The following is a 20,960-nucleotide window of genomic DNA, read 5'->3' on the forward strand; positions in this document are numbered from 1 at the left end:
TAAATGAGAATTCATATATGCGATATCTGCAATAAACGTGAGCGATGGAATGATTCATGGTCATGGAAAATCGTATTTGGGGATTTGGAAGATTTTAGAGAGGAAATCGCTTTTATAATCTGTTCTGAAGAATGCAAAATAAAATCAGATAAAATAGGAATGGAAAATAAATATATAAAAGCCTCTGCAAATAGATTCAACGAGAGAGATTTAAACCGACCTCAAGGAATTGTAAAATCATGATCGTAGTAAAAATTGAAATCTGGCCTAACGGCGACGAATCGAAGAAGCGCGAACACTCTCGCGCGTATATTGCAAATGATCGGACGACGACTGAGGCAACGAAAGGCGCTTACGGTTCCTACGATGCAAGGTTTATGCAAAGCGAAGCCTTCAATCCGAAAAAAGTTTGGAAGTCGGCAAGAGCCGACCGGATACACCGAAAGTTACGTGGAGCCTGGGATATCTTATACGTCGCGCTTCGTAATGCGGGATTGGAAGAGAGGAATCCGAGATGAAAGATTTTAGAGATTCACTTCTTACCAAAAGCAAACCTCCTAAGTTTTGTCCTAAATGTGAAATGAATCTTTATCTTACCGATCGGATTAACTGGATAGGTGTTGGTAAACAACCATTGGAGTATGGGTGCTATCTTAAATGTGAAAAATGTGGTTTTGAAGAGTTCTGGTTAAATTTGAAGTTTATTCCAGAAATTAATGAAGCATTAGGGATTGAAGGCGCCAGAGATTTTCTTGGTAAACATGGATGGTATGGGAAGAAGGAAAAGGAATTTTTAAAAAACCTTGGTCACCATTCTCAACCTGAGCTATTCGATGGGATGGATAGTGCTTATAAATTAGCTTCGGATGGTGTGGACCAATATGAATAAGAGTGAAGTCAAAAGCAACAAAGGCCTTAGTGAACGATTTATAAAGCTTGGAGACATGATTGGTGATGAGCTCCATCAAGAAAATAAGTGTATTGCCCGTGAGTATAAAACAACCCTTTATGAACTTCATCCAGAAATTAAAAAAAGAGAGATGGAGAAAAAACGAGAAAGGATAAACGAATTAGTTAACACAGTTATTGAGTCACGAAGTTGTGATTGTGGTGGAAAGCTCCAGCAAAATAAGAAAGGGGCTAAGGTAATAATATGCTCTATTTGCCGGAAAAAGTTCCTTATAAAATTAAAAAAGAAAAAGAAATGAACAACGCAGTTTTTATTAAAAATAATTCAGATCATAAAAGGAAGCGTATGAATAACCAAATTAAAGTCTTTAAGTTAAATGAATACGAGTGGTGGGCTGGGACTTCTTTGCTTAAAACCTTACGAGAATGTATACGTCAGTACGGAGTCACAATAGAAGAAATTTATGATAAATCCGAATTCAAAATCCAGAATTTAGATGATGGTCGGGTTTGGTGGGATGGTTATCAAATCGATGACGGGGAAACGGAAGAAGATAAGTTTTGGTTGAAAAGAATGTGTAGAGTTTCTTTTCGTAGAGCCATTGAGCTTTCACTTCGAGATGGACAAGATCCAGAAATTCCTTTCCCGATCGCATGCACGGAATGGTAGTTTAGTAAATTGTTACTCAGTTATCAAAAATTATTAAAAGGGAAAAATATGGTTCCAGAAATTGAACTTAAACACGAAAATATTAAATTTTCAGAAACGCTTAGACAGATAAGGAAAAGAAATCATGAGATTCATCCAAACATTAAAAGAATAATTCTTTCTTATCAGCCTCCTACGAAGAAAGAACGAAATGAAATCTTAAATAAGTGGAACGAACTAGATCCACCAATTTCGAGAAGATTTAAATTTATTTTTTCTCCATCATTTGGAGAAAGCGTTGGCAAGAAAGACTGCGAAATTTGGTTTAAGCCTTCAAGTTCGGGAGGAAGGTCGAGATTATATTATAGATCAATTGATAAATCGGAGTTCGAGAATGGTCTTGGGCTTTAGGCAAAAACATCCAAGAATTGGCCCGACAAAATTTAAGGATAAGATTTTATCCGGTGAAAAGATTCATACGATTCGAGAAGATAAATCCAATCGTTGGTATGCTGGTAGAAAAATTCAGATGGCCTATGGAGTCAGAACAAAATTTTATGAACGTTTTTACGAATCGAACTGCATTTCCGTTGAATCAATTGAAATCAATTGGTGTGGATTATCTGGTTTTTCAGGCATGTATCCAGATGTAAAAATATCCGGACGTAAACTATCATATAGTGAATGTGATGAGCTGGCTCAGAACGATGGATTCGAGTCGTTTGTAGATTTCATTAAATGGTTCAGTGAAGATTTCAAAGGCAAGATCATTCATTGGACAAATAAAAGGTATGTTTCATGAGCATCACTCGACCAGTTCTTAAATACAATGGCGGAAAGTGGATTCTCGGTCCATGGGTAAGATCGTTTTTTCCGGATCACGATGTTTACGTCGATGGATTCGGAGGGGCGGCTAACATTTTACTTCAAAAAGAACCGGCCAGAGCGGAATACTATTTCGATCTCGATTCGGAAGTGACAAATTTCATGGCGATGTTAGGAAATCGCGATACCGCAAAAGAGTTGATTCGTCGCATCAAGTGGACTCCATACTCTCGTGAAATTCACGAATGGGCGGTATCCAAAAATACACCTTCCGAAGACACGATCGATCGCGCCCTAAAATTCTGTGCAAAGTGTTGGATGAACATCGGGCAGAATCGATCTTATCGAGGATCCTTCAGGGTCCACGGAAACCTTGATCGTTCCGGAGGATACATTCCAGCGAGACTTTGGTCTGATATCAAGCCTTACTACCAGGCGGCCGCCCGACTTCGTGGAGTCGTGATCGAAAATCGCTCCTTCACGGAAATAGCCGATCAACTCGATTCTCCGACTTCGCTTTTCTATCTTGACCCTCCATATCTTGGAGCAGTGCGCGGATCCGGAGATCTCTACACCCACGAAATGAAAAGTGCGATCGAGCATGATAATCTTTTAAACGTGATTGCTTCCTTAAAGGGCATGGTGGTCATCTCTGGGTATCCTTCCGACCTCTATGCTGATCGGTTAGAGAAGAAAGGATGGATCCGGAAGGAGAGAGCGACGAGGGACAATAAGCGCCGAGCGCGGACCGAGGCAATCTGGTTGAATCCTTTGTGTGTAGCGAGACTGGAAGAAAACGAACCGATGTTATTCGGATGAAAGGAGAATTTATGGAAAGAGAAAAACTGTCAGTTGAATCATTCGAAAATGCGTTAGATGAAATCAATTCGCATACCAGAAGGGTGATTCAGAAAAAGGGATTTGGAATTCTAAAAAGTTCACATGAGATTTTAGGAATCATAACTGAAGAGTATGCCGAACTAATTGACGCAATCAGATCGAACAACAGAGAAGATATTAAATCCGAAATCCTTGATATAGCAACGGCTTGTCAGTTAGCCCTTGCAAGTATGGAATCTGGACATTTGGATTGGTTATAAACAAAGGAGTGAATATGTCTGGACAAGGAAAACAAATTTCAATCTACGATCAAGGACTTACGCTTGATCAATACAAAGCCGCGCTTAAGGAAGAAATTCTTAGCTTCCGAATAGATCCGAACGATGAGGACTTCCGGGAATACGACGAAGGGAAAAACGATCTCATTGAGGAGCTTATAGAAGCAATCAATCGCACTCCGCAACGTCACCATCAACTTAAGAAGTTGCTCGGTGGACTCGAGGAGGGATAAAAACTCGTATGAATTTATATCAAGTTAGATTAAGAAATGAGGAACCGTGTGATAGCAATTGTGAGCTTATATTTGCAAAATTACCTCTAAGGGCAAAAAGGCTGTATTGGAAACGTTTTCAAGACTGGCGCTATAGTAAAAACGATGAAATTATAGAGTTAGCCATAGTCCCGCCTGAAGAATCCAAAGAGATCTTTAAAATCATAGGAGAGTGTGATTTAACTATTCGAGGTGGAATCCTTAATAAAGAGTATGAAAGATTAGCTCCAACCCTAAGATCGATGGGGTGGATGTATGAAGATGAGTCGTCTTGTGATACTTGCGGACTTTACCCATTCGGTATGGAAGAACATTGGATTGATGAAGACGGTCAATGTGACGAATGTCGTGATCCTATTCAGGAAAAGGAAACTGAAAAAAACACAGAAGATCAAGAGGTATCTGAATGAATAACAATCATCCAGAAAAGGGTAAGAAAACTTTCAAACTTTGGTTACAGGTTCTTTTGTTAAAGATCAGAGCAACTCGGTTTACACATATTTGGATCAAGGAATGGGAAACGGGAGGGATTCTAATCAAAAACTATTGGTCGCATTGGTATCCCGGTTTTCCGTTTTTACTCGCTGAGGGAAATTTTGATGACATTTTCAAGCATTGGCAATTTCGAATCGGATTCTTAGGTTTCGTTCTCGTAATCTTCAATGAAGGGAAGCGATCTCAGGAGGTTTCCAAATGAGCGGAATCCTTTTGATCATGTTTTTATTTTGGCTCCTCTGCGCGGGAGCCTTCGGGTTTCTTGCGATCGTTATCATGCTTTCTTTGGGAATGGTTCCGGGAAGAAGTCTTACTCTGATTCTTATGGGAATCTTTTTGGCAACTTTCGTGATGATCGCTTGCATCTATGGCGCGTTCGTATGTTCTCTGGGAAAAGAATCGGGAATGTGTAGGATTCTTGAATTCTAAAACGAAGATCGAAGTTCTTTTCCAAAAAATTATCTTCAATCATGAGTGATGAGAAAATAAATGATGATTACATACAAAGACAAGAAAATTTATGGATCATTCATTGCGAGAATTTACTAAGAAAAGGAAAAATCCCGAAGAGATGGGACGACCTTCCTCCGTATATTAAGACCGAACGAATGCGAAAATACTACGTTGAATTGAGGAAAAGATTAGAACCATAAAAAACTCCTCGGATCTATTGGACCCGAGGAAGAGATAGGAGATACTTTTAGAATGGGATAACGTTAGATTCCACATGTTTTGTTAAAAATGGAATACCAACGGGTGATTTAGAAATTATATTCGCAACATTCGCCACACCGGAAAGAGATCCATATTTTAGATACAAACGAATTCCTAAAATAGCTAAAGCTACCGCTAAAAACAAAATTAGAAAAACATAAAAGAAAAACTTAATCGTTCTCCAAGTTTCAGCATCTGGTCTATAATCCTCTGCCTTTTGTTTCCATTCGTCGCCGTATGCTTTGCTTTTTTTTAACAGTTCCGCGTTGTTTGCAAACTTGGTAGAGAATTCTTTTAGTTTTTTTGAAAGTTGATCTTTTTCCTCTGAAGTAATTTCGGAGATCGGTTTGTTTTGTACTTTTTTTGCAAGTTCTTCTGCTTCCTTAGAAGCATTTTCAGAACTTTGAATTCCTTCTTCGAAATTCGGTCGAGTCGTTGCGCAACACGTAACGAAGAAAAATAAAAGAATTGAGACAATTACTCTATTCATGATTTGGTTCCTCTACAACTTTAGTTTTTCCGTTCCGGAATGTATTTACCAATTCGGAAAGCGGTTTCTTCATATAAACCGAAAACGAGCATATTCCTATCACTCCAAAATACGTAATGTTTTGTCCTAAAAAAGATAGCATCGATGCTTTCCCGGTTGCCTGTAAGCCTGCTTCAATTACGGAAGCGATTACGAAGATTGCGAAAGATTTCTTTTTAAATTCATCCTTGGCAATTCTCCCAACTTTCTTGATTTGTTTTTTCATAGAATTCTCCTTAAATTCCAAGTTGAATGAGATATATAAAATTCGCATGAATCCCTTTGTTGGAATCAATTCCGCAGTGAGAAACGAGGTCTTCGGCAAGATACCGATTGTTGATTTCTTTTTTCTTGTAACCGGTAGTCCAGTCTCCGTAGGAATCGATAACTTCGTAGTATTTGATTCCGTTGATATAAACGATTCTCCGTAGTACTATGAAATGGCCACTTTTCGTAAGTGAGGTTCCAAGCATAACAGCTGAACCTTTCTCAAGCGCTTCGTCGATTTCCGACCAGTTGCCATTGATTTTTAAAACGACTTCGATCGAATTGTCTTTCAGAATTTCTTTGAGAGCCTCGGCATAGCATTCCATAAATCTTCCGAGCCGAATTTCTTTATATCGACGCCACGTATCGACGATGCTTCTTAGTTTTAAATTCTGAAGGATCTTTTCGCCGATTCCGACCGCACCGAATCTCGGCTCCATGTAATCCACAAACCATCGAATGTATTCGACACTCGCCATTTTTGGGATGACCGCAGAACCGATAACACACGCGGCGATGTAACCACACATAGAGCCATAGCCTACAGAGTAGACCGGTGCGATCTTATTGTTTTGTTCAACGCCCTTCAAAGCGATTGCCGGTGTCATTTGTCTGTCCTTAGAAGTAATCCGATTTCTTCCGCTGCTCGAATAATTTCGGTTGGATCCGTATCATGTTCATAATCTTCATGCCAAGAAATTGAAATGAATCCTTCAGCAAAACCTTGGTGTTCAATTTTTGCGAAAAGATGCGCTTTAATATCGTTAAAACGGAAAATTCTTCTCCACCGCGAAGTTTCCGGAAGATCATCTGTTTTGAGATAATAAAACGATGAGTCACAGATCGGTTTAATGAGTTCGACAGACATCGAAATCTCTTTTTTTGTATAGTACTCTTCAAAGTTATACGGAACCGCCATACCCGGTTTAACGGAAATGTGCGACATCGAGAACTTCTCGACACCGGCACCATTAAGATAATACTCACCGTTATGAAACTGAAAAACTTTGGCACGACTTGCTGAGTAATGATCGCGAAGTAGAGCTAGACGGTCTTGTACCATCGAATTGATATTTAAAACGAGTTCGATCTTTCCGAGAGATTTCTTCTTAGAAATTTCTAAAGACTTTTTCTCAGCCCACTTGTCGTAAAAATGTTTAGTGATCGAGTAAACTCCGATACAAAAACCTAAACCAAGCGCTTTCCATAATTCTTCAAACATTTGGTTACGTCCACGCGATGATTGGATCAAACGAATCAGAAGGAGAAAGGTTATTGATCGTGTTTTCGTTTTCCCATTTTCTTTGATACAGGGACATGCCTGCGTTATACATATCGACCTCAATCAATTCTGCAAGTGACTTAAGATCGTCGATATTTAGGATTGAAAATTCGTTATTTGAATCTTTCCAAGGTGGGATTGCTGAGATCTTACTTTTTGAAAATAAATTTACGATCGAGTTAATATTATCAAGATAAGTCTTGCCAGAATCCCAATTTGTATTTTTGAACTCGACCGTCCCTCTGTAACTTTCTTTCTTCGAATTGAAAATTGCAGAATTTAATTCTAAAAATTTTGAAATCCTTTTTTCTTGATCTATGATCCAAGTTGTCCCATTAAATTTCTGAAACTGCTCTGATGGAATCGGCGGGATTTCAGTTTCCGTTGGTTTAATTTTATCGTCCCAGTTCTCGAGGGAGCGCTCGTTCCCGCTAATTTTATCGTAAACTGATTTTGGATGAAATTCTAAAGCAACTCCATCTTCAATTTCCGCATTGAAGATATCACCTTTTTGTGGATTATAATTTACTGAATAAACCACACGATGAATATTCGGATTGAATTCAAACCAGACTTCCTGTCCGGAGATTTGTTTTGGATCTGTATTTATCCAAAGAACTTCTTTCGATTGTTTATCAATTACGTAATTCATTTACGCGACCCTCACTTTGTATCTTACCGCAACCCAGGCAGGAGTGGTTTCATTTCCTGCTCTTGGAATTCCATTTATTCCATCAGTTGCAGGCGTTTTAGCAGAACCTAAAGTTTGCACTCCGACAAATCCTGACCCACCACCAGTTGGACCTGGGGTATAATTATTCGGAACTCCGTTCGGTAGATCATGCCAATGTGAATGAAATTGGTCCTGACCTTTGAATCCCACAGCTCCACCGTCATAATTTCCACCTGCGGCCTTTGCTCTAGTTCCGTTTAAACCGGATCCTCTTGCAAAAACACCGTTTCGATCCATTACGTTGAATGTAGTGGAACCGTCTCCAAAGCCGTATTCCACATTGACCAGTACATCTCCGGATTGATTCGAAGTAAGATCAATAATCGATCCCGTCGGAGTGGATGAAATTTGAAAATCTGCGGCCGTCGGATTCCTAACATAGTATTCCGTAAGAGCCGTAATCCCTCCGCCGGTGAAAGAGAATTTTACAAGTTGTCCTTCAAGACAAGTTTGCGAAACGATAACTCTGTCCGACGTTGGATTTATACCGGTAACGGCTTTCCGAATTGCATTCCAAAGAGTTGAGAATGTTGTTCTTGAAATTGCTTGCCCGTTTGCATCTTTGAAAAGGGAAGATGAAAGCCTATCTAAGTTATCTTCAACGACTGAACCTAATGGGATTTGCAATGCAGTACTGTCTTCGAGTGTAATGAGCGTTCCATTTTTGCTTTTAGGAATCTTTACTGAGTTTGAAATCTTATTCACGGAAATTACATTTCCAAATGCCGCATCCTTCTTATATTCGAACCACTTGATTCTTCCGGGAGTTAAAGTCGGGAATGCCGCGGTAGTATTATAGTTCTCGTAAACCTTAACGATAAAGGATTTTCTAGTATTTGCACTTTGTTGATAGGATGAGTTCGTTGAAGCATCAAAGAATTGTAGATTTGCCAAATCAGAATCTTGCTGGACCAATTCAATCTCATAGAATCCCCAAAAAGCCTGAGAGGTAGGTTGCAGGTTCATTTCTTCCAAAAAATAAATTTCATCATCTTTTAGTAAACTTCCCTTTAGGGTTGAAATCGTTGTGTTCGTAAAAGAAGGGATATCACATCCAAACCACTGGATTTCACCTGGATCCAATGCGTAAAGTTCCCGCAAAAGCATCGTGAGCGCTTTAGGATAAACGAGTAGGTCATCTTCTAACCCGGGAATTGGTCCTACTGTTTTTGAGTTTACTCTCTGATTGGGATTGTAGAGTGTTCTCTTTGCAACGGAATTACTAGCGGGTATCGCGACAACGGTCATTAATTTACTCCTGAATAATCCTTATCGATAAAACCATAATCTAAATACAAAAATCCGAATTTAGGATATTCTGTAATCACTCCGGCAAAAACTCCAATGCCTGCGCTTTTTAGTTGATAGATTGTTCTTAAAAGTGCAGGATCAATATCGAAGATAGTATTAAAGATTATGTATATTGCATTTGTCGGGTGAGTCATGACTGAACCGAACGGTCTGTTTTTTAATACAGGAGTATCAAGATAGGCTACATCGAGGAAGAAACCTAGGTCTTGTGCTTCCTTAACTTCAACTCGATCAATATCCTTTACCAAATTCTTAATTGCAGGAAGAGTTCCGACGATTGCGAGAATCTTGGAAAGAATCTTTGCTCTGTATTCTTGGTCCGATAGTGCTTGGTCATTTGGAACCCCTAAAAAAGTTCCCCAAGCTTTGAGAAGGAATCCTGACGCATTCGTTATGGGAAACTCGGCAATCAAACGCTTTACAAATCTATAATGCCATTCAAGCGCGTTGTAAACGGCACCCTTGTTGATATCATTGATGTTTTTAATTTGTATTTTTTCCACTCGATCTGGATCAAAAAAAAGTGCTTTGAATACGGTTCCGGATCGATTGAATAAAGAAAGATACCTTGCGATCATGGTTGGTTTATCCTATTGATCAGATCGCAAATGATAGAACCACCGCCGCTACCTCCAATTTTAGGAACGGAACCCAATGGAACGACGATATCCGTTGAAATTCCCACGAAACGGATTCTTTGAATATCTGGATGCGCATTTATACCAGCGCCCTTCAACCGATCGAAAATTACGTCGTCTCCATTTCGTAATTTATTTACGTAGTTTGAAATTGCCAGTTCTACCAAAGTTTTGAATTGAGCGTCTGAGAGTTGTGTTGAAATGAGAACGTCGAGTTCGTAATGAAATGAAATTGGTTGAACCGAAAGATTTCCGACAAAAAGACGTGTTCCGCCGGCTTTGTAACCAAATTCAGGAGTCCCTAAAATTCCTTTTATTTTATCCGTAACCGTTTGAATGATCGTCGGCGCAGTATTACTGGTTCCATCTGAAACGTAGATATTGATCCAACCCGTTTCTGATTGTCCGTTGTTCGGGTTTAAATTTTCAGTGACATAGCAATCTACTACACCGGAAACTGATTTTACTCCGGAAAGAATTCCGGCTAACGTAGATCGTCCAAGATTATTTACAAATTCTTGCCAACGAATAAGTCTTTCTTCTTCAGTCTCTTGGTCTGTTCCTCCGGAAATTAAAAACGGATTGAAAATTCGATCGAATTCAAGACTTGCATTCGGGTCCGCGCTTGGAAAGACATCGCCTTTTCCTAGGTTAGTATCGATTCCTTGAGGATCTAAATTATATTGGGAACCCGAATTCAAAGCGCGGATATCGATATCCACCGAAGTCTGTCCAACGGCAATACTCGAAGGTCCAACGGATTGATAGTCTTGTCCAAAAAGAGAAATCGTAAAAATCGGAATCGAATAAGTAGAAGTATGATCTGTTTTTACAAATCGAATAAATCCGGTGGATTTTTTTCCTTCAAGTAAAGGGAAACCGAACGATTCATAGCAAGAGTTCCGAATGGCGTAAAGATAGGCCGCGAAAAAATCAGATTCAATGCGAGTTAAGATCGCAGATATCGCCTCGAGAATAGTTCGGATTCTAGAACCGGGTTTGAAATTTGTTAAACGAACTTTGGCAGCTACAACGTAGCTTACTAAGTTAGTAAAATATCCTAGGAATGTCCTTTGGACGTATGGACTTGGCTCGCTCACGGGGAAGGGACAAAAGATTGGCCTTAGTAAAAATGCAACAAAAAAAGGGCTTGTTTTTAATTTCTAAGGATTGCTTTGTCCTCTTCCAATATGGGATCTTTAGCTACGAGTGTAACAAGAGGGACCGGTGGATTTGAAGCTACAGGTGCTTTCAGTTTAGAGTTTCAGAAACGTTTGTCTACTCCAGGTGCTCTTGAAATTTCTTTTGGAGAATATTATTTTCTCCTCGGTCTATCTAGGCAGGAACATTCTTATAACTATAACATTTCCGTAAAGCCAACTTATGGAGGGGTTCAAGTAGTTGATAATGGAAACTCAACGTGTGACATTTCCCTTTCCGGGGAGATTTGGCAACAATACGAAGGTCCTCCGGTAAGAAAACCGGCAGGCGCCTTCGGAAGTCTATCCGGCGCCGCTTCCGCGATAGGAAACGCTCTTCTTCAAGAACTCGAAGGTTTAAATCCGATTAAGAAAGCCGGTTATTTAGATTTTTTTGATTTAGTTTATCTTATGCACGAAATTCGGGACGAGGACAAAGCAGATAGTCGCGTTCCCACTTTTTCACCGTTCTTTCCGAACGCCGCGGATATTAAAGCTAAAGCGACCGGAAATACCCCCTTTAACTTTGAAGATACTCTAATGATTTTTCACGACTACGATCGTGACGCTCATTGGGAAGTGGTCTTCAGTGAAAAAGGTGGATTCAAGATCTCTCAATCAAAAGAGGATCCGTTAACTTGGTTTTGGTCTCTCAATCTTGTCGGAATCGAAGATAAGTCTTCAAGAGCGCCATTTCGAAGACCAGCACTTCCGGATCCGAAAGCATTGATCAACAACGCTCTCCTTGCTTTCGACAATATTTTAACCGACTTATCTGGACCTCTTCAATATCTTTCTTCAGTTACGGATCTTTACAAAGATATCGCGAATCTTGCCGGAGAAATGAAGAAGGATTTAAAACAGTTTGAAATTACAAATAAGGATGCAATAAAGAAAATTGCTAAATCAGGTGGTCCTCTCAAAAAGAAAACAAATCAATTTCATGAACTTTTGAACCAATTGTATTTTCCAAATACCGTAACTCCTGAAATGGGAGCTCTGGATAATCCACAAAAACCGATCACATCCGGATCTTCACAACAGGAAATAAATCAAATTGATCTTCCAGTTTCCATTTATAATAATATTTTTACCGCCAACGAGATCAATGAATCCGAATACATACTTGCTTCGGATCCGATAGTCAATTCCGTTCTTGATATTCAAATGGCACTCACGAATATAAGCGCGGCTTTGATACTCGTGAACAACCAAAACGTTTCCCAAAGTTTCACATATATCGTGGTACGCCCGGGAATGACTTTGGAAATTATCGCAACTCTTTATTACGGTTCGCCTGAAAGAGTTCAAAACGTTATAAATGATAACGGTATGTTATTGGTAGGAAGAGGGGACGATATCATTGGGTTATCGATTCGAGTTCCTTCTCAAAAATCATACTCTCAAATCGATACAGGAGTGATTTCTGAACATAGAATATTAGAGAATTTTCCTCCGGAAAAAACACAAGAAATCCTGGAGAAATGGTATTTCGGAGAAGACTTACTGCTTACCGAAGATTATGATTTCGAAGTCGAAGCCGGTGACTTGGCGCTTACTTCCGGAATTGATTGTCTCGTTGATGGAGCTCTGGATAAACTTCGAATTCTTCCGGGACAAATCCCATTTCATACCGGTATTGGTGCAAATGTTGAACCCGGATCCGCGCCGGATAGTCTTTTCAATCTCGTCATCCCTTCTAGAATTCTCCAAAATATGCAATCTGACTTGGGTGTGAAAGATGCATCTATCGTGTCTTTTGAATTCAATGGAGATACTATCGAGTATGTTGTTCAAATCAATCCCATTGGAGATTTTAAAAGTTTCAAATTAAGAAGGAGGCGAAATTTTTAATGATTCACGCAATAAACCCTACGTTCAGAGTTTTTCTATTTGGGTTTCTTCCGGACAATCCGACAGCAATTTCTCAAAGATATAGCACGGGTGAAATCCTCGCGTTAAAATCACCGATCGAAATTCCAAAGGAATATCTCGAAAGAGTCAATTTCAATGATAGATTGGAAGGTGGTTCTTTTAGAATTGACCTTCCTAAAGGTGCAAGAAATGAAATTTTAGTAAATAATCAGAGAGTTCGAGTTCGTGAGCTATTTCGTCCGGGAAGAATCATTGTAATTACGGAAAACGATCTAATAAAATTTGCCGGAAGAATTTCTGAAAGTGACCACGAAGGAACTGCGAAGGGTGATTCGGAATATGGGGTTTCTGGAGAAGGATTAGAAGAAGCGATCAATTCCCAAATTCTATTCATAGATTTCGACAATTCAAAGCCTGTATCTGCCACCGTTCCTGCCGAATCAGCTTCGAAATCGCCCGCGAGTAGATTACAAGTTGCTTTGCAAATTATTTCAAACGCTATCAAAGAAACAAAAAGTCCAACTTTGATGTTGAGATCCTTAGCGAATTCTGCGATAGAACATCTTCTTTCAAACGGAAGTTATGGTGGGAATCCTTTCTCTAAGTTAGTAGAGACTTCTAAAGGTTTGGATTCGCTTCCTTATACGACAACCTTCCTTCACACTCTCCAATGGATAAATTCTCAGACATTTGGGAATTCATTGTCAATTTGGTCTTTAATGGAATCTCTCGCAAAGGCTCCTCTTTACGAATTATTTTTTCATTACGATCAGGCTGTAGATTTTTATGTAAACGAAACAATGCCTTTCTTACTGAAAAAATTATCAAAAGAAAAAATTTCTTCCCCGGATCTACCGATAGCTACTCTTATTTACAGGAAAACACCATTCGAATTCCTAGATTCTGATATCGTACCTAAAGGTCTCGTCGCCGAAGTTGAACAATCATTGATAAGCAGTTTTAGATTGTCAGAATCAACCTCCGATATTTTTTCTGGGGTGCATATAAACGTAGGAATCTTTGACAATATCACTGGGCTTACCTTAAATCCAGTTACATACAGTCCTTCTTTGCTCGCAGAGTTCGGCCAAAGGGTCTTGTCAATCGTTCTTGATGGTACTGGTTTTCCGCAAGAATCTCAAGACGCGGCATCTCAAAGCGTATTCAAAGAAAAATTAAACTCCATACAATCCAAAATCTTTAATACTTTCGGAACTGGTGAGAGAATTTTTTCCGGTTCCTTTTCCGGCGGATATTTTAGAGAAATTTCCAAAGGGATGATCATGGAAATTGTGAATAAAAACGGAGAAATCCAAAGTAAAAAGATTCATAAAGAATTGGAAATGTATGATCCTAAATTTTACGTAACCGGGATAGATGTAACTTGGGTTCCAGGCGCTGGAATTGCAGATCAAACGATATCAGTAAAATGGGGAAAAAGAAAACTCAATCCCAATTGGGATAAGGAAATCTAAAAATCTAATTTTGAATACCAATCTTCAAGTTCTTCCGATTTCTCTTCGGACCTGATAAACCGATAATCTTTAAATTCACACCCACAGTTCGGATGAACAGGGCAACAAAGCCAATAGTTCCTCGAATTTCTACCAACGTTATTTTTACCGGGCCATGCCGCTACCTTTACACCATTTGGATCGTGAATGACAGTATCGTTTCCACCGAAGAATTCTGAATTTTCGAAATCTGAATAACTTGCAAAGAGCCTAACCTTCGTTCCCCAATGAGAGGAACAATATTCGCATGAATTTGAATTCTTTGATTTAACAAAAATGATTTTGTTTGAAACATGCTTTTCATGTTCCGATTCTGCGAAGTGGTCCCAAAAGTTACTCATTTCAATAATGCTTCAATACTTCGGAAAGAATTTTCGGAAGTGTCCCTTTTAATGTATTCAGCCTTGTTACCGCAGTATTAAAACTAGCTATATTGTTTGGAACGCCTGACGCAGTTCCAGGTGAGTTACATTGAACCGTTAGATTGGTAATCGCAGTAGACATGTCTTTCACAATATCAATGAGCTCTTCTAACTTAACTTTTAAAGTTTCCCCTTGAGTAGCTTTCTCGAGAGTATTGATAACTGGGGGAGTTGAAACATCGAGTTTAAATCGAATTTGATTTAATTTATCGATGTGTTTGAGCACGTTTTCTTCCCAAATCGTTTTGTGTCCAGATTCATGCCCTGTTGATACTTCTTTCGGATCATAATCTAAATTAGTTTTAAGGTTCGTTTGAGTTTTAATCCCGCCGGGAAACGAGAAAATTTTTATCACTATCGGGTTATCTCTTTTGTTTTGGATAAATCCCACAAGACAAAGTTGTCCTTCTTGATAAGAATCTTTATGGCCGGAGAAAAATCCCATTTCCCCATAAATGGGTCCAGGTAGCCGAACTTTAGTCTTTTCTTCACCAGTAAACAATCGAACGTCGCAGCGATACTTGAAAAGGCCAAAATAAACCTTTGTAATTTCTGCAAGCTCCAATCCGTTAAAAACAGAAGGCGCCGCGAGACTCTGTCCCGAAAACTGGAGCTTTTTTGCCGGAGTGAAAGACTCGAATTGTTTTCTTTTAAGAGGTTTCATAGCAAAATAGGACAAAAATGTTAAAAAGATAGAAAATCAAGTATTTTAAATCTTGACTATCTTCATTATATTTCAAAATTTTATTGGCATATTGAGGTCTTTATGAATCGATTTCTTGTTATTTTGTCATTATTCTGTTTGAGCTTGAATATTCATTCGAACGAACAGTTATCTCCAAATGATAATCAAGATGAATTTGTTGATGACGAGCAAATTCAAAAAGAAAAACAAAAAGAAGAATACTATAAAATTCAGAAATTATTTTTTCCTTTGGATAATCATAGAATTGATATCGAAGATAGCCAATTATTAAAAACTAAAAAAGAAGCAGCGCTTAAAAAGGAATTAATCTCATTAAATTCAAAATTAAAAGGTGAATTAATTTCTTTTTCTTCTGTAAGAAATAAGGCAACAGAAGAAGAAACTGAAATATCAGAATATGGTATTAAATCATTAAAAAATTATCTAAAAAAACTAAAATCAAACCCAGCTTATTCAGGACTTGAAGATGATAGCCCTATGCTTAAACTCGCCGCCATGAGTTATCTTACAATGGGCTGCGGAAAAAAATGTTTAAAAAAAACAGGTTCGTATTTAGCTACTTACGAATTTGATGCATTTAAAATATTCAATGGATTTAATAAAGATGAAGAGAAGAACTATTACGAATTAAAAATCGTTCAGATTCTTAATTCGGAAGAAAAAGCACTTTTGATTAAGTATAATGAAAACTATGCAGTCAGTGGTAGAATTGATAGGTTCGAGTTTGAAGATGGCTTAACATATAGAGATAAATTAATTATTTACATTAAATAACTAAAAATATTTTTCTATTTCGTTGATTTTGCTCGCCGCCTTTTGACTTAATTTAATAAGCATGTCAAATACCTTATCTTGTGTATCGCTGGCTTTTTCAAATAAATCTTTGATTTCTTTGTCTTTGCCGGCAATGATATCATCTAATTTATTTGCTTGTTCTCTGTATCTTTGACCACCGATATTCGATACGCGATTTTCGGCTGCATTTCCAGCATTTGAAATTTTTGAATCTGCGCCTAAATCAAAAATATTTTTCTTATCTTTTGCCATCGAATAAGATTCAGTAGCAGTTGTAATTCCTAACTGATTTTGCAATAATCCTTGAGTTTCTGGATCTAAGCCTAATGAAGACATAAAATTTTTCAAAGTATTTGCATTCTGCTTATCTGAAATTCCTCTTTCAGCCATTGACATTGCTTCCAATGGGCTTTTACCTGAACCAGTGTATTCGCTTAACAATATTGAATTCATAAAATTTCCCTTTTTAGAAACGTTATCATTCAAATTTTGGTAAACAGAGTTTACTCGATTATCACGTATTCCAGAACTTTTAATATTCGAAAATGTCCTTGATATATCTTCTGCACTTTGAAGTCCCATCCCAGTATTATATGCATTTTCCGAAGCAGACGATATATTCGATAGAAACTCAGACTGTCTCATTCCAGAGAAACCAGAACGTATTGCATCAGACATGATTTTTTTTAATTCAGAACTGGTTTCTTTAAATGATCCATATTTATTAAGTTTTGCAAAGAGCTCGGACCCTTGTGTTCCTCCTATACCTTGTGAAAGACCAAATTTAATTCCGTTTGTTGCTTTGCCGTCCTTAAGTTGATCTGTTCCTTCCCCTCCAATTATTCGCGCACGCGACATTCCAACTTGAGCAAATTCAGCATTCTTAATAAGACTACCGCCGCCTCCAACGTAACCCATTGCATCCAAGGTAGAATCTTGTGACTGCATCGTTTGTTGATACATACCCGCCATAGAAGAGATTACCGAAATGGCGGCTCCTGCGACAGCGCCAACTCCGAAAGCGGCAGGTGCGATTGCGGATCCAACTTTTGAAAGTAAAGAAGATTTTGTTTCAGTCTGGGGTCCTTGCGAAGGATGATTTCCCCCAGAAGGATCTCTTTCTGGAAAAGTAAACTTTCCGCCATATACTCGACCACCGCCGCCTGAAGTCCCTGAAAGCCCAATAACTTTATCAAACTTGGCTTCTCGTACAACAAGCTTATCATATTTTCCGCCACCTCCCGAAGGATTGAAAGCGTCGGATAGTCCGGGAATATTATCGTCTTTGTCTTTTTTCTTTTTCTTATCCTGGTAATCTTTGAAAGCATCTTTGATTCTCTTCGCAGACGAGACTTTTCTAGAAAGTATTCCGGAAAACCTTCCCGATCGCAACTCGTTCATATCCGACTCAATACCGGTTCCTGTATGATCCCCAGTCTGGTATCCATCGGTCGTTGAACCCGAATTATTTTTTTTCTTATTCTCTTTTCCGGAATTTTTATGTTTTGGATCGGCACCGGAAGGAACAGATGGAGAGTTTTTACGGCGATCGAATTCTTTTCTTATTTCGGGAGAAAGTTTTTCATAAATTCGTTTTGCAAGAGAATCAACGTTGATTTCAACTTTATTGTTTGCCATCGTTATGCCATTTCAATAAGCTTCTCAAGTTCTGAGATCTTGTCTAGTTTACGAATTTCTCCTAACTGTTTTGCTCGGACTTGTGGATATTCTTTGATTTCCCAATCCGAAAGAAATTCCTTATAACTTTTTGATTTTATGGAATCGATTTCCAATTGAATATCGAAAGACCCTTTGTATCTGTTTAGCCATTTAGAAAGAAGGGAATCTGCGTATAAAATTGCTAACTTTTCCTCATCCTCGATTTCTTCTAAACTAGTCCACTCTTTCGGCAGTGTCCTGTAATTTAGGAGTAGATACAGGTTCAAATGGAAGCTTTGATTCGATTGAATCAGTTTTTTTAGATAAATCGGATCGGTTATTTTTTTTTAACTGATCTTCGTAGACCTTTTCAAGTTTTCTGTATTTTTCCCAAATCTTCAAAATAAGTTCGTCATCGGGAAGATCTGCAAAATCAATACCTTCAAGTTCTTTTGGTTTCGTTGTAAATACTTTGTTTAAGGTAACACACATCAACTCTAAAGAATATGTGTCGGATGGTATAGAGTTAAGGGGAACGTATTTCAGCCTTTGCGCTACTTCAACGTCGATATCCCGACGATCTTTCCGAACAGGAAAACTCCCCGCAAAAATGTTTCCTTCTAATTCAAAGTGGAAGTTTCTTTCTACACCCGGAAAAAGTCCCATCAGTTATAAGCCTCTTTCTTTTGGATCCGGATAATTTTCATCGAAATATCGGACGCGGATCCGTTTTCAGTGCTGAGACCGGTTTTACGAGTATCCAACTTACACAGGACGCGGAGAATCCTTTTTCCCGTACTCTTCTCCCTGAACTCTAGAAGATTCCCTTTGTGAGAAATGATATTACTCAAATCTGGAAGCGTTTTAACCGCGCCCGGATCCTTTTCGTCAGTGATGATAAACATCTTTCCGGTAAGAGTACCTTCAAAGCGTAATGGTTTCGTTGTCAAAGGAAAAAAGTTTCCCAACGACCAAAATGGTGTCTGGTTATAATTTTCATCGATGTCAACGTCGTTTATGTAAGCGGCGATCACTCCATCAACATAAACTTCTGCGTTGGATCCGACAAGGATCGACGGATCCGGAAGATCTTCGGGTAATTGTGGATCTGCCATTTTATGCCTTACCTCTCAATGGTTTTAGGGAAAGAATGTAAAAAATGAAGTTCAAAGGTGTCGTGACGTTCCCTTCAAGATCCATAAAAGACCAAGTATCACCATCTACCTGGATGGAAAAATTTTTCTTGTATGCTTCAACTCCGAGCGCCGCGGAACCGAGAAGGTATCCTTGTTGAACAAAATACTCGAGTTTTCCTTCGATGTAGTTTAGAACATCCGGAACACGAACACCTGAGACTGGTGAGGAATCATCGACCATACTCTGCCCGATAAATTTCGCGTTAAACCCGACCCGGAGTTCCCGAACCATCGTTAACGCGGTAGCTACGGAAGATTTTTCATTTAAGATCAAATCATCCTTTCGTTCGGTCGTGACGGATCTGGAAATAACCCAGGAGTCGTCGGAAGGTTTCTGATCCAAAATCAATGTTCCAGCTTTAATGCACGCGTCCCGTACTGCCGGATCCCGAGAAATATTCTCAGCGCTTTTCAGAATGTTCAACGATTTCCAAGTAGGTGAAATTCTCGGAGAATTTGCCGCAGAAATTGCGTTGTCGATCACAGCCAAGAAGTAACCCGGAAACGTTTGTTCGACTCCATTGATATCAAAATCCCGAAAGGATTCTAATCCGTATGTCATCCAATACGTACCAAGCGTTCTACCTTCATCTTGTCGTTGAGGAATGGTTAAGACACCATCAGCTCCGCAACCTCCGATCGTTTCCAATCCGGTATCCGGCGAAATCATATCGAAACAAACTTGTTTAAAATATGTTTTGTCGGAAAGGGTGGAAGAAAGTATGTTTCGGTATAATCCGGAGATTTTCTTCGAAAAAGTGATCGCATCTTTAAGATCGGTGGTCCCGGGGGTTCCGGTAGTTCCGCCTTGCGTAAGATACTTAAACATCGTTGAACCGGCAAATGGCTTCCTAACCGCACCTAAAACCACTTCACCGAAACCGGAACTCTCAATAAAGTTTTGTTCCATAAAAAGATCCGCGTAAATAGAAAGATTCGTCGGCGCTTTGACGGAAACCAATTCAGTTGTCTCGATATGGTCAAGATTCGAAGCTAAAAATTCTGGTGATTCTACGAGTGAGGCAACGTAACCTACCTGAGAATTTATCTGATCAACGACCTCTCCGATCGTAGGATAATCTGAGAATTTAATAGAAATCGAAGAGGAGTTATCCGAGGCTCCGGTTAGAGTAACTTTTAAATTTGTCGCGTCGATTTCCAAAAGCGCAGTCGAAGCATTTCCAATATAAGAGACAGTGAATACTACTTTCTCAAGTTTTCTTGAAATAAGGGTTCCTTTATCGTCTCCGATTTGAATTGTCTTGTCCGAAATGTCTTTATAGAAGCGAACCTTTTTACCGTTCGGGCCCGGAATCGGAAAAGAGATTTTATGAGTCACACCCGTTTTTAACGTAGGGAAGTCATTGAAAGCTTTCGTATTTGGACAGATATTTACAAATTTGATAAGCTGCGGTCCTTGGGCAAGATTGTCATCGCTGGAAGGGAAAGTAGCAAACTTGATTGCTTGAAGTAATTCACCACCTCCTAAAATACTCTTTGCCTGATTGTATCCGTTTACTCCACCGGAAATTGTATAGTATCGTTGATCATCTCGAAGGGAAGGAGTAGAAGAATCATTGAAATAAACTCCGTTTGCAGCTTTCCCGATGAGAACTAAAGTGAATTTGTCAGCGCCTGCGCCTGGATTTGCGCCAATACTTTGAAATTTTCCGCGGGCTCCGGGAGCAACGAGAGCTCTTCCTTGAAAACCACTTCCTGAAGTTCCCATTATTTAGAACCACCTTTCGTTTCTAAAGTGGCAGGGGTTTTCGTATCCTCTTTCGATTCTTTCCCATGAAAAAAAAGGTCGAAGGCATTTTTAATATCCTGTTCGCTTTTTAACTCATTGAAT

The 20,960-nt window shown here is 39.0% G+C and carries 31 protein-coding genes; 17 read left to right on the forward strand and 14 right to left on the reverse strand.

Annotation, left to right across the window (positions count from 1 at the left end; translation table 11 throughout):
* The first annotated feature begins 3 nt into the window (after positions 1–3).
* From JWG44_RS05610 to JWG44_RS22625, 14 genes are read left to right on the forward strand one after another with little or no spacing between them, the layout of a single operon-like run.
* The gene (locus JWG44_RS05610; protein WP_205273991.1) at positions 4–243 is read left to right on the forward strand and encodes a hypothetical protein; all 240 of its coding nucleotides are present in this window, start codon (positions 4–6) and stop codon (positions 241–243) included.
* Positions 240–518, forward strand: coding sequence for a hypothetical protein (locus JWG44_RS05615; RefSeq protein WP_205273992.1), 279 nt, complete (start codon positions 240–242; stop codon positions 516–518). Before JWG44_RS05610 ends, JWG44_RS05615 begins: the two co-directional genes overlap by 4 nt.
* The gene (locus JWG44_RS05620) at positions 515–889 is read left to right on the forward strand and encodes a hypothetical protein (protein WP_232371498.1); all 375 of its coding nucleotides are present in this window, start codon (positions 515–517) and stop codon (positions 887–889) included. Before JWG44_RS05615 ends, JWG44_RS05620 begins: the two co-directional genes overlap by 4 nt.
* The gene (locus JWG44_RS05625) at positions 882–1,208 is read left to right on the forward strand and encodes a hypothetical protein (protein WP_205273993.1); all 327 of its coding nucleotides are present in this window, start codon (positions 882–884) and stop codon (positions 1,206–1,208) included. Before JWG44_RS05620 ends, JWG44_RS05625 begins: the two co-directional genes overlap by 8 nt.
* Positions 1,154–1,579, forward strand: a complete 426-nt coding sequence (locus JWG44_RS05630) for a hypothetical protein (protein ID WP_205274035.1) — start codon at positions 1,154–1,156, stop codon at positions 1,577–1,579. Before JWG44_RS05625 ends, JWG44_RS05630 begins: the two co-directional genes overlap by 55 nt.
* A 9-nt stretch (positions 1,580–1,588) precedes the next feature.
* A complete protein-coding gene (locus tag JWG44_RS05635; RefSeq protein ID WP_205273994.1) occupies positions 1,589–1,969 on the forward strand; it encodes a hypothetical protein in 381 nt (126 codons plus the stop codon).
* Positions 1,953–2,360, forward strand: a complete 408-nt coding sequence (locus tag JWG44_RS05640; protein WP_205273995.1) for a hypothetical protein — start codon at positions 1,953–1,955, stop codon at positions 2,358–2,360. The genes JWG44_RS05635 and JWG44_RS05640 overlap by 17 nt, the downstream gene beginning before the upstream one ends.
* The gene (locus JWG44_RS05645) at positions 2,357–3,202 is read left to right on the forward strand and encodes a DNA adenine methylase (RefSeq protein WP_205273996.1); all 846 of its coding nucleotides are present in this window, start codon (positions 2,357–2,359) and stop codon (positions 3,200–3,202) included. The genes JWG44_RS05640 and JWG44_RS05645 overlap by 4 nt, the downstream gene beginning before the upstream one ends.
* An 11-nt stretch (positions 3,203–3,213) precedes the next feature.
* Entirely contained in the window at positions 3,214–3,483 is a 270-nt protein-coding gene (locus JWG44_RS05650; RefSeq protein WP_205273997.1) for a MazG nucleotide pyrophosphohydrolase domain-containing protein, read from the forward strand.
* A 14-nt stretch (positions 3,484–3,497) separates the two neighbouring features.
* Positions 3,498–3,734, forward strand: coding sequence for a hypothetical protein (locus tag JWG44_RS05655; RefSeq protein WP_205273998.1), 237 nt, complete (start codon positions 3,498–3,500; stop codon positions 3,732–3,734).
* 8 nt (positions 3,735–3,742) lie between these two features.
* On the forward strand, positions 3,743–4,183 hold the full coding sequence (locus tag JWG44_RS05660; protein ID WP_205273999.1) for a hypothetical protein: 441 nt from the start codon (positions 3,743–3,745) through the stop codon (positions 4,181–4,183).
* On the forward strand, positions 4,180–4,470 hold the full coding sequence (locus JWG44_RS05665; protein ID WP_205274000.1) for a hypothetical protein: 291 nt from the start codon (positions 4,180–4,182) through the stop codon (positions 4,468–4,470). The genes JWG44_RS05660 and JWG44_RS05665 overlap by 4 nt, the downstream gene beginning before the upstream one ends.
* Positions 4,467–4,697, forward strand: a complete 231-nt coding sequence (locus tag JWG44_RS05670) for a hypothetical protein (protein WP_205274001.1) — start codon at positions 4,467–4,469, stop codon at positions 4,695–4,697. Before JWG44_RS05665 ends, JWG44_RS05670 begins: the two co-directional genes overlap by 4 nt.
* Before the next feature lie 41 nt (positions 4,698–4,738).
* Positions 4,739–4,921, forward strand: a complete 183-nt coding sequence (locus tag JWG44_RS22625; protein WP_232371499.1) for a hypothetical protein — start codon at positions 4,739–4,741, stop codon at positions 4,919–4,921.
* Between the two features lie 47 nt (positions 4,922–4,968).
* Here JWG44_RS22625 and JWG44_RS05675 read toward each other — a convergent pair whose 3' ends face one another.
* From JWG44_RS05675 to JWG44_RS05710, 8 genes are all read right to left on the reverse strand, one after another.
* Positions 4,969–5,472 carry a hypothetical protein gene (locus JWG44_RS05675; RefSeq protein ID WP_205274002.1) on the reverse strand — a complete coding sequence of 168 codons (504 nt, stop codon included), beginning with the start codon at positions 5,470–5,472 and terminating at the stop codon, positions 4,969–4,971.
* Entirely contained in the window at positions 5,465–5,737 is a 273-nt protein-coding gene (locus tag JWG44_RS05680) for a hypothetical protein (RefSeq protein ID WP_205274003.1), read from the reverse strand. The genes JWG44_RS05675 and JWG44_RS05680 overlap by 8 nt, the downstream gene beginning before the upstream one ends.
* A 10-nt stretch (positions 5,738–5,747) precedes the next feature.
* Positions 5,748–6,386, reverse strand: a complete 639-nt coding sequence (locus tag JWG44_RS05685) for a hypothetical protein (protein ID WP_205274004.1) — start codon at positions 6,384–6,386, stop codon at positions 5,748–5,750.
* The gene (locus tag JWG44_RS05690; RefSeq protein WP_205274005.1) at positions 6,383–7,000 is read right to left on the reverse strand and encodes a hypothetical protein; all 618 of its coding nucleotides are present in this window, start codon (positions 6,998–7,000) and stop codon (positions 6,383–6,385) included. The genes JWG44_RS05685 and JWG44_RS05690 overlap by 4 nt, the downstream gene beginning before the upstream one ends.
* A gap of 4 nt (positions 7,001–7,004) precedes the next feature.
* Positions 7,005–7,601, reverse strand: a complete 597-nt coding sequence (locus JWG44_RS05695) for a DUF4376 domain-containing protein (protein ID WP_332460772.1) — start codon at positions 7,599–7,601, stop codon at positions 7,005–7,007.
* A gap of 111 nt (positions 7,602–7,712) precedes the next feature.
* The gene (locus tag JWG44_RS05700) at positions 7,713–9,041 is read right to left on the reverse strand and encodes a phage tail protein (RefSeq protein WP_205274007.1); all 1,329 of its coding nucleotides are present in this window, start codon (positions 9,039–9,041) and stop codon (positions 7,713–7,715) included.
* Positions 9,041–9,682, reverse strand: a complete 642-nt coding sequence (locus JWG44_RS05705; RefSeq protein WP_205274008.1) for a hypothetical protein — start codon at positions 9,680–9,682, stop codon at positions 9,041–9,043. Before JWG44_RS05705 ends, JWG44_RS05700 begins: the two co-directional genes overlap by 1 nt.
* Positions 9,679–10,842 (reverse strand): baseplate J/gp47 family protein, encoded by a 1,164-nt coding sequence (locus JWG44_RS05710; RefSeq protein WP_205274009.1) that lies wholly within the window; start codon positions 10,840–10,842, stop codon positions 9,679–9,681. The genes JWG44_RS05705 and JWG44_RS05710 overlap by 4 nt, the downstream gene beginning before the upstream one ends.
* Before the next feature lie 174 nt (positions 10,843–11,016).
* On the opposite strand from JWG44_RS05710, the gene JWG44_RS05715 reads away from it, so the two are divergent.
* A complete protein-coding gene (locus JWG44_RS05715; protein WP_232371500.1) occupies positions 11,017–12,795 on the forward strand; it encodes a hypothetical protein in 1,779 nt (592 codons plus the stop codon).
* Entirely contained in the window at positions 12,795–14,291 is a 1,497-nt protein-coding gene (locus JWG44_RS05720) for a hypothetical protein (RefSeq protein WP_205274010.1), read from the forward strand. The genes JWG44_RS05715 and JWG44_RS05720 overlap by 1 nt, the downstream gene beginning before the upstream one ends.
* On the opposite strand, the gene JWG44_RS22235 is transcribed toward JWG44_RS05720, so the two are convergent.
* Together JWG44_RS22235 and JWG44_RS05730 are read right to left on the reverse strand one after the other, a co-directional pair.
* Positions 14,288–14,671, reverse strand: coding sequence for a hypothetical protein (locus tag JWG44_RS22235; protein ID WP_232371501.1), 384 nt, complete (start codon positions 14,669–14,671; stop codon positions 14,288–14,290). The two genes, JWG44_RS05720 and JWG44_RS22235, sit on opposite strands and share 4 nt — an antisense overlap.
* Position 14,672: 1 nt before the next feature.
* Positions 14,673–15,416: a hypothetical protein gene (locus tag JWG44_RS05730; RefSeq protein ID WP_232371502.1), complete on the reverse strand. Its 744-nt coding sequence runs from the start codon at positions 15,414–15,416 to the stop codon at positions 14,673–14,675.
* A 102-nt stretch (positions 15,417–15,518) separates the two neighbouring features.
* Here JWG44_RS05730 and JWG44_RS05735 point away from each other — a divergent pair, with 102 nt between their 5' ends.
* Positions 15,519–16,232, forward strand: coding sequence for a hypothetical protein (locus JWG44_RS05735; RefSeq protein WP_205274011.1), 714 nt, complete (start codon positions 15,519–15,521; stop codon positions 16,230–16,232).
* Here JWG44_RS05735 and JWG44_RS05740 read toward each other — a convergent pair whose 3' ends face one another.
* The 4 genes from JWG44_RS05740 to JWG44_RS05755 all read right to left on the reverse strand — a co-directional run bounded on the left by JWG44_RS05740 (position 16,233) and on the right by JWG44_RS05755 (position 20,837).
* The gene (locus JWG44_RS05740; RefSeq protein WP_232371503.1) at positions 16,233–17,891 is read right to left on the reverse strand and encodes a hypothetical protein; all 1,659 of its coding nucleotides are present in this window, start codon (positions 17,889–17,891) and stop codon (positions 16,233–16,235) included.
* A gap of 255 nt (positions 17,892–18,146) precedes the next feature.
* Positions 18,147–18,578, reverse strand: coding sequence for a hypothetical protein (locus JWG44_RS05745; RefSeq protein ID WP_205274012.1), 432 nt, complete (start codon positions 18,576–18,578; stop codon positions 18,147–18,149).
* The gene (locus JWG44_RS05750) at positions 18,578–19,027 is read right to left on the reverse strand and encodes a hypothetical protein (protein ID WP_205274013.1); all 450 of its coding nucleotides are present in this window, start codon (positions 19,025–19,027) and stop codon (positions 18,578–18,580) included. The genes JWG44_RS05745 and JWG44_RS05750 overlap by 1 nt, the downstream gene beginning before the upstream one ends.
* Position 19,028: 1 nt before the next feature.
* A complete protein-coding gene (locus tag JWG44_RS05755) occupies positions 19,029–20,837 on the reverse strand; it encodes a hypothetical protein (RefSeq protein WP_205274014.1) in 1,809 nt (602 codons plus the stop codon).
* Between the last annotated feature and the right edge of the window lie 123 nt (positions 20,838–20,960).

Origin of the sequence: Leptospira ainazelensis, from assembly GCF_016918785.1 — a bacterium.
Taxonomy (GTDB): domain Bacteria; phylum Spirochaetota; class Leptospiria; order Leptospirales; family Leptospiraceae; genus Leptospira; species Leptospira ainazelensis.